Here is a 14929-nt window from a genome sequence, read left to right as displayed (position 1 = left end):
TTTAGGATAATTCGGGTTTCTTATCTACGGTTGGCAAATAGATACGAAAAACGGTACCATGCCCTGGTGTGCTTTCCACATCAATCGTACCTCCATGCAGTTCGACAATATGATAGCAAGTCGAGAGTCCCAGTCCCGTTCCACTATTTTTGGTGGTGAAAAATGGGCTAAAGAGATGTGTCCTCGTCTGTTCATCCATACCAACGCCATTATCCTCAATGCGAATCTGCACATATCTGCCAAACCGTTCCGCCTCAAACTGAATCATTCCTGTACGCGAGTTTGGTAAGTCGGAAATGGCTTCCATCGCATTATGGAGCATATTCAGCAGGACTTGCTTCATTTGTAAGCGATCCGCATAAATCATCAGGGACGGATCGACCGGTAAAATCACCAGTTCAATCCCTTGCAAGAGCGACTCACTGTGGCATAAAAGTTCCAGCTCAGCGAATAAGTCAGTCACAGGAATGGCTTCTTTCAACGGTGGTGCAGGTTTGGCAGTTTTCAGAAATTCTGTGATGATGCTGTTGACGCGATTGATTTCGCTAATAATGATATCAATATAGGATAATTTGGCGGAGGAAGTCAGATTCGGCGCTAATAACTGCACCAAACCGCGGATGGAAGTTAACGGATTACGAATTTCATGCGCGATACTTGCCGCAATTCTGCCAAGTTCGGCCAATCTGTCATTTTGCGCGTTCGATTGCTGGAGGTTTGCTAAGAGTCGCTCCAATTCTTCTTTACGACGGAGAAGGTCGTAGTTGGTCATGCCCAAACGCTGTGTAAAACGTGTCAGAACCTCAGTGATTTGCTGATAACGTTGACTTTGTTCTATGCAGAGAATAGAGCAATGATTGTCTCGGTTCCACTTTAGATGAATATCAAACAGCATTGCAGGTGATTGAACTGTATTTAAAAGCAGTTCAAACTTTTGAGGTTCAAAGCGACGCTCGGCCAAACGCTGAAATTTCCTCCGACTCTCCACATCAATGAGTGAGAAAAAATTAGCATGCTCGCCAAAGATACGTTTCGCGTCCTCAGATTGATAGAGGATGTCGTAGAACGTGTTTACATAGAAAAATGGGGCTGGTATAGAAAAGTCAGGGCAAACAGCCATAGATATCACTCCGGTTTGATGGGCAAGTAATCCTGTTCCAACCATCCAGCGAGTTCGTGAAGATTTTGCATGAAAAAAAGACGCTGTTTGTTCGGTGCACCTTTCGAGCTTGTATAAGACAGGTGGTGAATCAGTCGGCCGCCCACAATGATTTCTGGTTGATAGGGCAGTCCCTGCAAGGCCTCCAAATAATCTTGTACCTTTTTCAAATGATGAGATTGGGTTACAGACAAAGCTACAATCGATGGCCGCCATTTGGAAATAAAGGCAAGAAAATGGTGTAGAGGACAATGAACGCCTAGATAGTGTGTCTGCAAGCCATGCCTATTAAGCAAAAGAACAGCCAATTTAGCACCCAGTTCATGCGGGTCACCATCCACGCAGGCTACAACCGCTTGACAGTTTTGTTGATCTGGAGGGGTGATGTACTGGGCTTGGTAGCGCATGATAAGATAGTCGCACACACAAGAAGCAATATGCTCATCTACTACAGAGATGGCATTTTCTATCCATAATTCCCCGATATACGTCATCGCTAAAGGGATATAGGTACAGAATATCTCCGTGCTGTGAATTCCGTTCACTAACTGCTGCTCAATAAATTCCCAACTTTTTCGTTCGTCCCCGCTGAGAAGGATATGAGCGAATTGGATAATTTTCATGCGAATACTGTCGGTTAAATCCAGTGATGCTTGAAAAAAACGGTTGTTATGCGTTGCATTCACAATAATTTCTTTCCTTCCAAAACGGGATCGTAGGTGGGATGGGCCAATTCACTCAAAATTCTATGAAAATTATAACGGAGGAAAGAAAGATTTTGCATATTCTATTAAAAAAAATCATAGATTTCGGAATAGCAAAGTTGAATGCATGAAGTCTAGAAGGTGGGTCTTATCGAGATCGGCCGAAAGAAAGGAATCGATTGCCTTCATGAAGTCGCCTGCGCATACTTCGAGTCATTCCAGCGGCATGCTTACCCAGTTGTTCTCTGGTCTGGCTATAGGGTCGGCTGTTATAGCGGTCATTTTGGGACTGCCCACACTAGCAGCAGAACTGGCTGGAGGGCGCGTTGTGAACGCCAATCATGTGGGGAATCCATTGGACAATCGCGTGCAGGTAAAGTTACAATCTCCTGCTCAACAAAATACTTCCAGCACCATGACTTTAACACAGTATGAAATTGAGGTGCTTTCTGCTGAATTGTCGCCCAATACTCCGCAAGCGGCTGTAGAAGCGGCAGCCATTGCGACACGCACCATGGTGATTCGCGCTCTCATGCCTCTTGGCGGCGGACAATCTAATACCGGTCATGGCCCGTGGGTAGCGCAACTGGAAGACAACGATTTGCCGTTGTGGACGCGTCATCAGGTAGAAAATGCATACGGAGAGCAGAGTAGCCTCTTTTTGGCCCAGATAAAAGCAGCCATTGAAACGACGGACGGACAAATACTTACTTATCGAGGTCAACCCATTCTGTCCTTTCAAACGCCTGTTACTACTGGCGCCACAGTTCCAGCCAGTCAAGTGCTTGGCCGCTCCATTCCATATCTCGTTCGTGTCAATTGTCCGAGTGATGCGTCTTATCCAGTTCAAAATCGACGTATCAGTATCGCTGGCAGCACTTGGCGGCAGGTTTTCCCTTCAGAACAACCACCTTCAGACATAGCATCGTGGAATGGTTGGATTAGAGTGGTCGATCGCGCTCCGTCAGGAGACGTCTTAGAAGTCATGGTAGGCAACAAGCGCCTTACAGGTTCGCAATTTGCGGCGAATCTAGGTATTCCTTCCTGGAACTATGATATTCTGGGCGGTTCCATACGCCAACCCTTGCAAATTGAGGTCAATGGTACAGGTACAGGCATGGGAATGAGTCTACACCAGGCTGCGGTTTGGGCGGCTTCTGGAATGACGGATACACAAATACTCAGTCGTTTTTATCCGGGCAGTCATTTGCAATTGGATAGTACCTGGCTCTCTTGACAGCACCACGGATTCTCATTGAATCCCTTGAAGCAGTTGAATAAGAAAAATTTCTCATTCTGTCAGTTTATCAAGGTATAGAATCAAGAGACTGTGGCGACACTCGTTAAAGAGGTGAGCGCTACATGGATGAGAAAAAACATCCAAATTCATCAGAAAGCAAACGTGACCAGTCTACTGCAGAATCGGAAAATCCTAATATGACTCGTCCGATTCTCAAACGCAGCAAAACACGTCGTTGGATTTACCCAGCTCTCTATTTGGGAGCAGCAGCCGTCATCATTGGCGTTGTCTACGCCAAGACACAATCAGGCGGTGGGGCTACTGCGCCTGTTGTGTCTCCGTCGGTTACGGATACTGGCAATCCGTCTCCGGATACTACTCAAGCAGATACGTTTATCTGGCCAGTAAATGTCGCGCATAAGGTTACGCTGGGCTTTTTCTCTGCTGACGGCACGGCGAAACAACAAGCAGCGGCGCTAGTGCAATATGGCGGATCGTACTATGCGCACAAGGGTGTGGATATTCAGAGTGACACGGGGACTAGTTTTGATGTTTTAGCCGCTCTTGCTGGCAAAGTCACTCTGGTAGAAAACAACCCTCTCTACGGATGGACGGTAGAAGTCACAAGTAATGATGGTTACGTAGAGAAGTATGAATCGTTAGGCAATGTCACCGTGAAAACGGGCGACAATGTGTCGCAAGGAGAAACCATTGGCACAAGCGGAACCTGCCGGTTCGAAGAGAATCAGGGCAACCATCTCTACTTCCAAGTCAATCAGGATGGGAAATTGTTGAATCCGCTCGATTTGTTGCCGAAAGAATAAAATATTAGTCTTCTATCTCTTTCTTCTCCGCCTGTATGTAGGCGGTTTTTTTCTGTCTATTTTTAAGGAAAGAGAGGAGAGGTAAGCAACTGAAGGACAAAAACTATCGTATTTTCGGAAATAATAAATTGATTATTTCCCGTAGAGATATTTTGAGATAGACAGAATAAATAGCGGCATAGATTGAATAATCACAAAAAAGCGAGGAATACGGTGTACATCTCCTCATATAGTGTATCAGACCAGGCACCAAACCAGTCGATCACGGAGGATGGGGAGGCGAGGATGTGCACGATTACATCAAGGAGCGCACGCTCAAAATTGGTGAATACATTCTGGAGACGCGTAACACGGTGCGCACCATTGCTCGTGAATTTGGAGTCTCAAAAAGTACAGTGCACAAAGATTTGACGGAACGTTTGCCGGAAATCAATCCCGACCTCGCAAATCGTGTCAAAGAGATTCTTGAGTATCATAAAGCGATTCGCCATTTGCGCGGGGGTGAAGCCACTAAGCTCAAATACCACAAAGATGACGATCTCGATGAATCTGACGAAAAAGATTACGAAATGCAAAAAGGAGTTCCCGGTGGATTGTAGAAATTAGACCTGAATAATCTAGGATATGCGGGCGCACCATTTGATTAGAATATTAGATTGCGTACGCTCAGTCGAGCCGGGGAGGAAAAGTGCCAGATGCTTTCCAAGGATATTGGGGTTGATTTGGGTACGGCCAATGTGCTGGTACATGTGAAAGGGCAGGGGGTCGTACTGAATGAACCGTCTGTCGTAGCTATCGATCAAGTCACAAAACAGGTGGTGGCTGTTGGCGAAGAGGCGCGTCAGATGCTGGGTCGCACTCCTGGAAACATAGTGGCCATCCGTCCGTTGCGCGAGGGCGTGATTGCTGATTTTGATGTCACTGAAATCATGCTGCGCCATTTTTTGCGAAAGACAATTGGGAAGAGTTCCATGTTGCGTCCCCGATTGATGATATGTGTGCCTGCTGGCATCACTTCCGTAGAGCAGAAGGCTGTGCGGGAGGCTGCGGAAGCGAGTGGAGCCAAGCAGGTAGATTTAATTGAAGAACCGAAAGCTGCTGCTATTGGTGCTGGTCTAAATATTTTTGAACCAAGCGGCAGCATGGTGGTGGATATTGGCGGCGGGACAACGGACGTCGCGGTGCTCTCCCTCGGAGATGTGGTTACTTCCACGTCTCTGCGTGTGGCGGGGGACAAGCTCGATGAAGCCATCATTAAATTTATTCGTCGTGAATTTAATCTTATGATTGGCGAGAGAACTGCCGAAGAATTGAAAAAGGAATTGGCTCACGTCTATCCGGGTTCGGGCAACGAGTCTCGAGAGGTACGCGGTCGCGATATGATGACGGGACTGCCAAAGACGATTGAAGTACATGCGGAACAAATGGAGCAGGCTTTGGCAGAACCAGTTTCGGCTATTATTGCAGCCACTAAATCTGTTTTGGAACGCACGCCGCCTGAATTAGCTGCTGACATTTTTGACAAAGGCATTGTGTTGACCGGTGGCGGAGCGCTGGTCAACGGATTGGACAAGCTCATGAAGAAAGAATTAGAAGTACCCGTGCATATTGCGGAAGATCCTATGCAGTGCGTGGTTTTGGGAACCGGTAAGTATTTGGAGATGCGAGACAATTTGCGTGTCAATAAAGCTGTGTCAGGAGGAAAATCTCGGCGCAGGTCGCGTTGGTAAAAGAAGCTTTGTAAGGCGTCACTCCACTTTGCGTGAATGGTGGCTAGCCTGTAAGAACTGCCGCTTGAGGTTCAGGAAAGCGAGGGATAGCATGATTCGGGCATTGACCACAGCTGCAGCTGGAATGTTGACTGAAGAACGGCTGCAAGCCGCTCTGGCGAATGATTTGGCTAACTTAAACACACCAGGATTTAAAGAAATTTTAGGGTCGGCTCGCGAATATCCAGTAGAAAATCTGTATCAGTCCCAAGATGGGCAATTGATTCAGCCGATTGGGCAGATGGGAACGGGTGTGCTTTTTCAGGAAGGCGTACCGCTCTGGTCGGAAGGTCAATTGAACAAAACTGACCGTTCGCTGGATGTAGCCATTCAAGACAATACGCCGCCTGGACCTTATGCGGCTGTAAATTCACCTGGTGGACAGGCTGTTTCTGTAGCTGGGCCGGTAACTGTAGGGACGGGGGGACGGCTGACGGTCAATCAGCAACCCTTGGCGGTTCTTAATGCTAGCGGTAAACCTGTTCCTGGCTGGTACGCCATGAAGAACCCTCAATATACAGGAACGTCGCTCTATGCCGCAGACGGCATGCCAAACTACGATGCTGCTGGTCAACCTTCCTATTTGTTTGCAAACGCTCAAGGTCAGGTTCTGGCTGTTCCTGGAACTTTGCAGGCCGCTGGTTTGGCACTCAGAATAGGTACGAGCAACGATATGGGGCAGCATTCGTTTTATGCGGTTGCCTATACTTCGGCAGATGGTCAATCAGGTGTTGTACTGACCCGAGACGGCCATTTCAGTGTCAATGCACAACACGAGTTGGTGGATGCTGCCGGGCATCCTATTTTGCCTGTTGGAAGCAATGGAATGCCGATTGTGGGGGCGCGTATCATCATCAATCCAAACTACACAGGTCAGGCACTGTTTGCTTCGGATGGACAAGCTGTACGGGATGCTGCCGGTCAGTTGTCTTACACAGTCGTCGGACAAAACGGTCAGTCCGTGACAGGTGCCAAGTTGGGCACAGTCAATGCGGACGTGACTCAGGTCACGCCGCTCGGAGCGACTGAGTTTGAAGTGGGGGGTAGCTTTGCCACAAACACAGCACTTTCCCATTTGCAGCCCGGTACAGGAACCTTGATGCCTGGGTATTTGGAAGGCAGCAATGTCAATGCAACTAACGCGCTCGTACAGATGCAGCAAATTCTCAATCTTTATCAAGCGAATCAGCAAGTTCTCTCTACAGAGAATTCAACACTTGGTGTAGCGGCTGAGGATATCGGTAAGATTCCATAATTCTATCCATTCTTCGATAAAATGTTTGAGAAAGAGGGCTATTTACATGCAATCCATGTGGACGGGTTTAGATGGTGTCAATGCGGCATCCCAATGGTTAAATGCCATTTCAGGCAACATAGCCAATCTGGATTCTGTAGGTTATGCCAGCCAGAACGGTTCTTTCGCCGATACATTGACCCGTCAATTGAGTAGTGCGGCTACGGCTCCTTCGGTTGCCAGCCGGTATACATTGCCTGGATATTGGGGAGGTAGTGGCGCGTACTTTACTCAGCCGGAAATTGATTTTTCCCAAATGCCGCTACAAGCAACGGGGAATACCATGGATGCTGCCATTTCAGGGCCGGGTTTCTTTACCGTTCAGTCATTGAGCGGCCAAACTTTACTCACGAAAGCAGGCAATTTCATCTGGAGTAAACAGCCAAACGGTTCTTTTGCCTTATCGCTACCCGATGGGAGTTTGTTGTTGGATACTCAGCATCAACCCATTATTCAGCCGAATTCCGCTGCAAGCATGAGTATAGGTAAAGATGGACAAATCTTTTTCAACGGTAAACCGGGACCCAAGCTCAATATTGTCCAAGTGGCGGTTCCCAGTCAAAGTTTGATTCCGCAAAGCAATGACACATACGCCATTGCGCAAGGATGGAAAGCCATACCTTCCCCTCAATCGACGGTTCTACAAGGGTATCTAAGCCAGAGTAATGTCAACATTACAAATGAATTGGTCAAGTTGATGCAAGCTCAAGAGCTTTACAGTCTAAACGCTCAAAGTTTAAAGATGTCCAATCAAATGATGGGGATTGCGAATACGATTTTGTAAGCGCCAGATTCACAACCGTTTCATGATGCATCTCCCACATCTGGCGCGTGGTAATCCTTCGTGAGATCGACTCTGCACTGCACAGTGTTCCTAAAGACGCTGTGCAGATTTTTCTTTTGCCATTCATGCTCATTTAAATTGGAGCTGGTAGTCCAGTATAATGAACATTGTGGGTAGGGGTTTTGGGGTGGCAGCGTGGGTTGACTGAAGGAATCTATACACTCATAAAATGGCCCAGAAAGCAGGGGGCGAAACATTGTATTTTCCGAATCTATTAACCATCTTGCGGCTTGTTTTAATTCCGGTTTATCTATGGGCGTTCTATGCAACGCCAAGTTCACATAAAGTAGGCGCATTGTGCATTTTGCTTTTGGCTGGTCTCACAGACATACTGGACGGTTATCTGGCACGCAGGTTCCACTGGCAAACCCAAGCAGGACAATTGCTCGATCCGCTTGCAGATAAGCTGATGATGCTGGCTGTGCTGTTCTCGTTGCTGGATACGAATCGTATACCCTGGCTTGTAGCTGGGTTACTCATCTTACGCGATGCCGTCATGATTCTGGGTGCCGCCTACTTTTATTTTCAAGGGAAACGTGCGGTTCCCAGAGCCAACGTGGGTGGGAAAGCGACTACCTTGTTTTATTACATCACCATTTGTTCCGTCATTCTTGCTTGGCCCACCCACGCTGTCACCTATGTCTTGCTCTGGCTAACCGTAATGCTGTCTTACGCGGCCATGTTGGTCTATTTACTGAGAATGGAAATCATCAACGTGAGGCGCCGGGTTTTTTAAGGTTGCGCAAATATCCCATGGCTGCAGCAAAAGCTGCTGCTCGCTCAGGTACACCTTGATGGATCAATTGGTGAGCGGTTTCTTGAATCACTTTGCCCATGTCAGGACGTTGTTGCATGACCCAGTCCCCCGTTTCTCGGCGTTTTCTGCGCTGTTTTCCTTCTCTTCTTGGAAACTGTGACGCATCGCTTAAAAAGGTAGCGAGCGTGCATCTAAAGCCGCTGTAAAACAGTCAGCAACCTGCAGTTATACAACTGGCACTGCCCAAGCGCTGTAGTCTGCATATGCAACAGAACAGACGTCTTGAGGCAGTGCCTATTGCTAAGCCCAAACTACAGGCGCTGATTTTATAGTGCCCATCGTTTTACAAATTATGTTTCATTCACTCAGAATTAGGGCAATAAACTCAAAGCTTGCAGGCGTCGATTGATATTTTGCAAATGTGCCACAGACTGTGCGGTGATTCTGTTCAACATCAAAACCGATCCATCTTCGTTGTCAGCAGTGGCAGCTGACGCTGAAGATACGGAGAGTAAGTTTTGATTTAGACTGCCAATCGTGTTCAAATGTTGACCCACTTCCAGTGTGACGTTATTTAAGGTTCCGAAATTACCCAAAATAGAGAGTTCCTCTTGGCCGATGATAGACAAATGCTGGTTCATGCCATCAATATTCAGCACAGTTTGCTGTTCCGATTGCTCAATTTGTTGCAAAGAAGTCGAGATATTTACCAGTGGAGTCAATGCGTCTGCAGTTTTTTCCACAACCGGAATGGTTGCAGCTATAGATTGGCGTATAGTGGCCATGGTCGTATTCATTTGTCCTTGAATTTGCGTTTGCTCGGCTAAGCTAGCACCAAGCATTCCCAATCCGCAGAGTGCAGCGGCAAACTTGATGATAAACGCCGCATGCCATCCTTTTACCATCGCCTTTCACTCCTCTCTTCGGTTTCTACTCGCGTCTTAACCTAACAGTCCTGAGAGTAGACCGCTTAGACCCGAACCTGTACTTGAACTTGAAGATGCAGATGACCCTGTCGTCTGATTTTCTTGCGAACTTGCTCCTGATGGGCTGCTACTCTGACTGTTGTTGTTCAAACTGCTCATACCTTTACCAAGGCTGCTCAGTAGTCCGCCTGCGCCCTTGCCAAGGCCACCTGTGGAAGCAAGGGATTGACCCAGTGAGGATGTAGCGTTACCGAGTGATGAAACCGTGCCACCCAATGCTTTGCTGACGGGCGCAGTTACTCCGCCAAGGGGTGATTTTTGCAACAGGTTAGGGAGTTGGCTAAGCAATGTATGAAGTTGACCAAACAGGCGAAATTCCGTCAGTGATTGTTGCAGGGCAGCCAGCAGGGTGTTTAACTGCTGATTTAATTCGGCCGATCCGTTCGTAGCAGTTTGCAAAGCTCCTAGTAGTTGTTGCAAACTGTTGGCGTTTTGAGTGAGCGTACCAATCATGCTTCCGCTTGCAAGAGATAAATGTTCAGTCAATTGGTCATTCGTACGTTCTTTGGAGAGAATTTGTTGCATCAGTTGGACACCGTGTTGAGTCAGTTGTTGTTGTGTATTTAAAGCAGCGCTCAATTGTTGTCCGGTGTTCGTTTGTTCCTGGAGAATTTCAACTTGTGTGGGCAAAAGAGACAGTCGCTGATCGACCAATCCCACGCGTGATTTTAAATCAGCAGAACGATTCACAATCTGACCTGTGGTTCCATCCAGTTGATGGACAAGTGTAATCAAATTCTTTTGCGCCGCGTCTTTCACTTTGCCGCCGCCGTAAGCAAATCCACCTGCGAAGGTGGCTAAGCAGGCCAGACCAACAGCGCCTTTAAGCAACAAGGGTTTGAATGCGGCCAATGCGCCTTTTGTGGGCGTTGCTTCGGAAACACCCTGTGGCAGCAGAGGGGCGGGCTGTGTGCTCATAGAAAAACCTCCTCTATCAGGGAATCATCGATGTTTTAGCGTCCATTTGTTGCAGGTTTTGATTAATCTCCTGTTCACTCGCTGTCATGCTTTGCAGCCGTGCGTTAGCGTCTTCATTCGTAGTTTGTAGTTGCTGCAATACACCAAGTAATAAAGCGGCATTTTTCGAAATTTGCGCTGTCTCTCCATTCGCGCTGCCTACACGGTTAGAAATTTGCTCAATGCTGGTATCAATTTGGCCGACAGTGTTAGCCAACTGGTTGAGCCCAGCATTCATGCTGCCAGTCAAGCTGACAATCGGAGCAAGTTGTTGCTGGAGTGCAGCAGTACTCGTTTCCAACGTCTGCAAGCCGCCAAGTCCTCCTTTTAATTGCAGTGACAACGATTCCGCCTTGGCCACTCGTTCTTTCAAGACTATCGCTTTATGAGCCATCTCTTTTTGTAAATGCACATCATAAAAACCATTGACACCGAGCGCCAACAAACCTAAAGGAGCAATAATGCTAGCCAGTTTCGTAATGACAGCACTTTTCATGGCGACACCTCCGGCACTTTTTGGTTCATCGTCTGAGTAGCCGTTTCTATTTGTGATAAATTGCTGGCGTCTTGACCCAGTACTTGGTCGAGTGATGCAACAGATTGTTGCATTTGTTGGGCTGCCTCAGTAATGGCCAACAGATTCGCGTTGACTTTTGCAAGTGTGGCAGCGCTCTCTCCCGTTGGACTCATCATGGCCTGGTTCATCGCGAGTACATCGCTGTTCAGTTGATTAATGCGTACAATATTGTCGTGAATCGCACCCGTTTCAGTGACAGTTGCTTCAATACGCTGTGTCATTTTCTCCGCCGTTTGTACGAGCAGCGGCAAACTTTTGTTTTTGGTCACAATTTCTTGCTCGGCAATTACCAATTGTTGAGTAGAGCGCAAACTGGAATTGAGCCCAAGGTTTAAACGAGTCAGTTGGACAGTGGTCGGCAACATCACGCCAAGCACTGCCAGAATAGCCACTGTCCCACTGCCAGCAAGCCATGTTTTCATCAGCGAATCCCTCGCTTTCTCTTAAGGCATTTCGTTCGCCAATTGTTGGCTGTCAGCTTTGGCTGTATTCAACTTTCCGCCCATTTCTTGATTGATCTCGTTCAAACGGGCGGCCGTTTGACTGAGCTCCTGCGTCAATTCGTTCATTTGCGAAAGTGCATGGTTCTGGCTGGAACTGTTAGCAGCTATATTCAGCAAATTGCCGTGAATGGAGTTGGCGTATTGTCCAAAGCTGTTGCTTAAATTGACTTCCTGCAAACTCAGTCCATTCAGGCGCTGTAAAGTTTTGTCTTCTTCTCCAATGCCTTGATACAATCCACCGAGTTGCTGATTCATCACTGTAGAAGCTCCCGATAACGTTCCTGCTTTATCCATCTCTTTGACAATCTGCGCGTTGTTCTGGCTGATCCCGTTGTTATGCGTTTGTATTTGAGAGAGCGTGTGGCCAATGTTCAGTTCATCCGACAATTTCTTGACGTTTTGCGGATGCGTAGCAGCTAGCGCAATTCCACTCGCTACAACGAGTGCTCCGAGCGTCCCGCCTCCTATGAAAAGTGCGCGTCGCAAGCGGCTTCGAGTGGCCAGTTTGGAGTTTTCTTGCGCCGGTTCTTTATCTTCAATGGCATCGGTTTCTATCCAATGGGCAGTACCGTCAGTTGTGTCGTGATGCTCACTGTCGTCACCGTCCCCCGTCTGGCCGCCGCTGCCAATCAGTAAGACATCTTTGCTGGGGGAATGGTACATCCGTTCAATTTCTTGTTCGTAGCGCATAGTCAAGAGACGTGACTTGACTTTCAAAGTAGGAGTTAATTCTCCGCTTTCCATGGAGAAGGGTTGACGCAATAACAGTGCTCGTTTGGGACGCTCGAAGGCGGCAAATGGAGCAACCGCTTTCACAATCTCCGCGTCCAGCCATGCCAGTACATCGGGGCGTTGAAGAAGTGCTGTTGTGTTGCCGTCAGAAACATCGTCAAAACGAGTTTTCAATACCTCAAAGTCTGGTACCAGCAGGCAGGTAACATAAGGCTTGCCGTCGCCAATCAGAACTGCGTCCGAAACTGCTGGACTAAGTGTCAAAGCGTTTTCAATCGGAAACGGAGCGACATTTTTGCCCGTTGCCAGTACCAAGATATTTTTTTTGCGATCCACAATGCGAATATAGCCGTCTATGATTTCGGCGAGATCGCCCGTATGGAGCCATCCTTCTTCGTCAATCGTCTCTTCAGTGGCTTCTGGCTGGCGATAATAGCCCTGCATTACGTTTGGACCGCGCACTAAAAGCTCACCGTCTTCAGCCAATCTTACTTCTACGCCGGGAATAGGTTTGCCCACAAAACCTGGCCGTGCATCTTCAAGCGGATTGACGGCAATAACGGGCGCAGTTTCTGTCATACCGTAACCTTCTACAATAGGAATACCAGCGCGGCTAAAAAATTTCGCAATGTTGCTGGCTAAGCCAGCACCACCAGACACTACAAGGCGCATTTGCCCGCCTAAAGCGCTGCGAATTTTGCTGTAGACCAGTTTATCAACTACTTTATGAGCCAAAGGTGAAGGACGCTCACCCATTCCTTTTTCCAGTAACGGACGCACCGCTTTAGGAGCATGTTCGAGATTTTCCAGAATGCCTGCATACACTTTCTCCAAAAGGCGCGGTACAGTAACCAGAATAGAAGGGCGAATTTCGAGCAAGTTATCACGAATGGTGTCAATGGATTCCGCGTAGGCTATGGATGCACCAAACAGTAACGGCGTAAACAAACCGACTGTTCGTTCGAATATGTGGGACAAAGGGAGATAAGAAAGAGCTTTATCCTCTGGATAGACTGGCACCACACGTGTAATCGCTTTCACATTGCTGATCAAATTTTGGTGAGTCAGCATCACGCCTTTCGGCTGGCCAGATGTGCCTGATGTGTGGACAATGGTGGCCAGCGCGCTGGAGGGGATGTTGGGGAAAATTTCTTGCGGTGGACGTGGTTGCGCAATAGGGCTTTGTGATGCAGCTAAACGTTGTTGACCATGGTTTTGTAACGCTTTTAGAGCGTAGAGTGGAAAGCTTGATGGAAAACGGGCGAGTCCGAGATCTTCCAGCAGTACCGTACCTTCCAGATCTTCAGGAAGATGATTTTCTTCATCCATCAGTTTCTCTAAAAGTTTCCAATGTCCAACGAGCAGAAAACGTGCTTCAGCGTTTTGTAAAATGTACGTCACAGCATCGCGAGGCAACGTAGGATAAATGGGAGCCACAACTGCGCCAATGGCCATGCAGGCGAAATCACAGATAGCCCAATCTGGACTGCTTTCCGCCCAAAGTGCCACTTTATCGCCTTCGCGTACTCCGATTTCCTGCAAGCCGGCAGCGGTAGCGAGAATTTTCTCCCACAACTGCTCATAGGTCAGCGCTACGTATTGGCCATTAACTTTATGCTGCATGGCTACTCGTTCTCTGTGTGTCTCTACGGATGCTTCCAACATTTCTACCAGATTCAAAACCAATCCCCCCAGAATGGCAGATGCTGAACTTGGTATAGATATGAAGTCAGGCAAAGATAGTGACAATTCGTCAATAAACGGATTCGCTTTAGATCTTTCTTTTACGGGGGTTATCCACTAAATTTTCAAAACATTTTATCGCATCTTTCAGTGGACGGCCAAACTTGTTGTTTACCGTATGCAAAGTTTCTTTTATTCATATCTGCCTTCTTACAGATTATAAGTTTTCCTTAATTTTTGTACGGCTCTTTTGCGCCATATTTTGCACGTTTCTTTGGAAACTCCATGTTGGCGAGCCAAATCCTGCAAGGATTGATCTTCAAATACAGCGCGCATCGCCTCTTTCTCGCGGGGGCTGAGTCGGGCGTTGTGAATCCATTGTTCCATATCATGGCGAAGTAAAAAACGTTCTGTCGTTTGCTCAGCACTGGGGTCGATTGTCCAATGGAATAGCCATTCTTCGGTCGATCTCGGTTGGCAATGAGCTTCATGTTTCCATTCGCGGCGCATGATGTTGCGCAAATGTCCGTGAATCGAACGATACAGATACGTCAGGAGACTTGCCCCGCCTGTAGATCTGTAGGCTTTAGCCGCCACAAGCAGCGCGTAGCGTGCCTCCTGTACAGCGTCTTCGAGTGAGGTATGGCGATATTTGTTAGCCAATTTCCAGACGAGCTTTTCATACTTTTGCAAGAGAAATTCGGCGCCAGTAGAATCTCCTGCCTGCCAGGCGTTTAGTGCGGTTTGTTCGTTATCATCCATACGTTTCTCTCCCGTTCCTTGGGAGACCGGTCTCAAGGTGTCTAACGCGTTATCTGTAGCTTAAAACGGAAGTGACGGAGAGAGCGAATCGGGAGTTGTGTGAAAGTCAGCAAAATATGTTAATCATATTGAAATTTA

Annotated in this window: 16 protein-coding genes; 7 read left to right on the top strand and 9 right to left on the bottom strand. The window is 47.6% G+C overall.

The features are described from left to right. Nucleotide 1: 1 nt before the first annotated feature. The gene (locus FY534_RS13005; protein ID WP_203114808.1) at nucleotides 2–1120 is read right to left on the bottom strand and encodes a two-component system sensor histidine kinase NtrB; all 1119 of its coding nucleotides are present in this window, start codon (nucleotides 1118–1120) and stop codon (nucleotides 2–4) included. 5 nt (nucleotides 1121–1125) lie between these two features. After that, the gene (locus tag FY534_RS13000) at nucleotides 1126–1845 is read right to left on the bottom strand and encodes a cobalamin B12-binding domain-containing protein (protein ID WP_072874455.1); all 720 of its coding nucleotides are present in this window, start codon (nucleotides 1843–1845) and stop codon (nucleotides 1126–1128) included. A 205-nt stretch (nucleotides 1846–2050) separates the two neighbouring features. Between FY534_RS13000 and FY534_RS12995 the strand changes: the two genes are divergently transcribed. The 7 genes from FY534_RS12995 to FY534_RS12965 all read left to right on the top strand — a co-directional run bounded on the left by FY534_RS12995 (nucleotide 2051) and on the right by FY534_RS12965 (nucleotide 8570). After that, on the top strand, nucleotides 2051–3100 hold the full coding sequence (locus FY534_RS12995) for a SpoIID/LytB domain-containing protein (protein WP_203114807.1): 1050 nt from the start codon (nucleotides 2051–2053) through the stop codon (nucleotides 3098–3100). 125 nt (nucleotides 3101–3225) lie between these two features. Further along, a complete protein-coding gene (locus tag FY534_RS12990) occupies nucleotides 3226–3927 on the top strand; it encodes a M23 family metallopeptidase (protein ID WP_072874457.1) in 702 nt (233 codons plus the stop codon). Nucleotides 3928–4214: 287 nt separating this feature from the next. Further along, nucleotides 4215–4526, top strand: a complete 312-nt coding sequence (gene spoIIID, locus FY534_RS12985; RefSeq protein ID WP_072874458.1) for a sporulation transcriptional regulator SpoIIID — start codon at nucleotides 4215–4217, stop codon at nucleotides 4524–4526. Between the two features lie 96 nt (nucleotides 4527–4622). Further along, nucleotides 4623–5657: a rod shape-determining protein gene (locus FY534_RS12980; protein ID WP_072874459.1), complete on the top strand. Its 1035-nt coding sequence runs from the start codon at nucleotides 4623–4625 to the stop codon at nucleotides 5655–5657. Nucleotides 5658–5748: 91 nt separating this feature from the next. Continuing rightward, nucleotides 5749–6951: a flagellar basal body rod C-terminal domain-containing protein gene (locus FY534_RS12975; protein ID WP_203114806.1), complete on the top strand. Its 1203-nt coding sequence runs from the start codon at nucleotides 5749–5751 to the stop codon at nucleotides 6949–6951. Nucleotides 6952–6997: 46 nt separating this feature from the next. Next, a complete protein-coding gene (locus FY534_RS12970; RefSeq protein WP_072874461.1) occupies nucleotides 6998–7774 on the top strand; it encodes a flagellar hook-basal body protein in 777 nt (258 codons plus the stop codon). A gap of 256 nt (nucleotides 7775–8030) precedes the next feature. Further along, complete coding sequence (locus FY534_RS12965) at nucleotides 8031–8570, top strand: CDP-alcohol phosphatidyltransferase family protein (RefSeq protein WP_072874462.1); 540 nt, start codon at nucleotides 8031–8033, stop codon at nucleotides 8568–8570. On the opposite strand, the gene FY534_RS12960 is transcribed toward FY534_RS12965, so the two are convergent. From FY534_RS12960 to FY534_RS12930, 7 genes are all read right to left on the bottom strand, one after another. Then, the gene (locus FY534_RS12960) at nucleotides 8545–8688 is read right to left on the bottom strand and encodes a hypothetical protein (RefSeq protein ID WP_165611989.1); all 144 of its coding nucleotides are present in this window, start codon (nucleotides 8686–8688) and stop codon (nucleotides 8545–8547) included. The two genes, FY534_RS12965 and FY534_RS12960, sit on opposite strands and share 26 nt — an antisense overlap. A gap of 274 nt (nucleotides 8689–8962) precedes the next feature. After that, a complete protein-coding gene (locus FY534_RS12955; RefSeq protein ID WP_072874463.1) occupies nucleotides 8963–9496 on the bottom strand; it encodes a hypothetical protein in 534 nt (177 codons plus the stop codon). A 36-nt stretch (nucleotides 9497–9532) separates the two neighbouring features. After that, on the bottom strand, nucleotides 9533–10495 hold the full coding sequence (locus FY534_RS12950; protein ID WP_203114805.1) for a hypothetical protein: 963 nt from the start codon (nucleotides 10493–10495) through the stop codon (nucleotides 9533–9535). Nucleotides 10496–10511: 16 nt separating this feature from the next. Further along, entirely contained in the window at nucleotides 10512–11030 is a 519-nt protein-coding gene (locus FY534_RS12945) for a hypothetical protein (RefSeq protein WP_203114804.1), read from the bottom strand. Next, nucleotides 11027–11533, bottom strand: coding sequence for a hypothetical protein (locus FY534_RS12940; protein WP_203114803.1), 507 nt, complete (start codon nucleotides 11531–11533; stop codon nucleotides 11027–11029). Before FY534_RS12940 ends, FY534_RS12945 begins: the two co-directional genes overlap by 4 nt. A gap of 21 nt (nucleotides 11534–11554) precedes the next feature. Further along, a complete protein-coding gene (locus FY534_RS12935; RefSeq protein WP_203114802.1) occupies nucleotides 11555–14026 on the bottom strand; it encodes an AMP-dependent synthetase/ligase in 2472 nt (823 codons plus the stop codon). A gap of 213 nt (nucleotides 14027–14239) precedes the next feature. Then, nucleotides 14240–14791, bottom strand: coding sequence for a sigma-70 family RNA polymerase sigma factor (locus tag FY534_RS12930; RefSeq protein ID WP_203114801.1), 552 nt, complete (start codon nucleotides 14789–14791; stop codon nucleotides 14240–14242). Nucleotides 14792–14929: the final 138 nt, after the last annotated feature.

This window comes from Alicyclobacillus sp. TC (assembly GCF_016804365.1).
GTDB lineage: Bacteria > Bacillota > Bacilli > Alicyclobacillales > Alicyclobacillaceae > Alicyclobacillus_I > Alicyclobacillus_I tolerans.
This window is presented reverse-complemented; position numbering and strand designations above follow the sequence as displayed.

What these genes read in the sequence shown, in the direction of transcription:
- FY534_RS12980 (WP_072874459.1), top strand. Translation starts at nt 4,623, where the DNA reads ATGCTTTCCAAGGATATTGGGGTTGATTTGGGTACGGCCAATGTGCTG.
- FY534_RS12960 (WP_165611989.1), bottom strand. Translation starts at nt 8,688, where the DNA reads ATGCAACAACGTCCTGACATGGGCAAAGTGATTCAAGAAACCGCTCAC.
- FY534_RS12990 (WP_072874457.1), top strand. Translation starts at nt 3,226, where the DNA reads ATGGATGAGAAAAAACATCCAAATTCATCAGAAAGCAAACGTGACCAG.
- FY534_RS12975 (WP_203114806.1), top strand. Translation starts at nt 5,749, where the DNA reads ATGATTCGGGCATTGACCACAGCTGCAGCTGGAATGTTGACTGAAGAA.
- FY534_RS13005 (WP_203114808.1), bottom strand. Translation starts at nt 1,120, where the DNA reads ATGGCTGTTTGCCCTGACTTTTCTATACCAGCCCCATTTTTCTATGTA.
- FY534_RS12945 (WP_203114804.1), bottom strand. Translation starts at nt 11,030, where the DNA reads ATGAAAAGTGCTGTCATTACGAAACTGGCTAGCATTATTGCTCCTTTA.
- FY534_RS12930 (WP_203114801.1), bottom strand. Translation starts at nt 14,791, where the DNA reads ATGGATGATAACGAACAAACCGCACTAAACGCCTGGCAGGCAGGAGAT.
- FY534_RS12940 (WP_203114803.1), bottom strand. Translation starts at nt 11,533, where the DNA reads ATGAAAACATGGCTTGCTGGCAGTGGGACAGTGGCTATTCTGGCAGTG.
- FY534_RS12955 (WP_072874463.1), bottom strand. Translation starts at nt 9,496, where the DNA reads ATGGTAAAAGGATGGCATGCGGCGTTTATCATCAAGTTTGCCGCTGCA.
- FY534_RS12995 (WP_203114807.1), top strand. Translation starts at nt 2,051, where the DNA reads ATGAAGTCGCCTGCGCATACTTCGAGTCATTCCAGCGGCATGCTTACC.
- FY534_RS12970 (WP_072874461.1), top strand. Translation starts at nt 6,998, where the DNA reads ATGCAATCCATGTGGACGGGTTTAGATGGTGTCAATGCGGCATCCCAA.
- FY534_RS12950 (WP_203114805.1), bottom strand. Translation starts at nt 10,495, where the DNA reads ATGAGCACACAGCCCGCCCCTCTGCTGCCACAGGGTGTTTCCGAAGCA.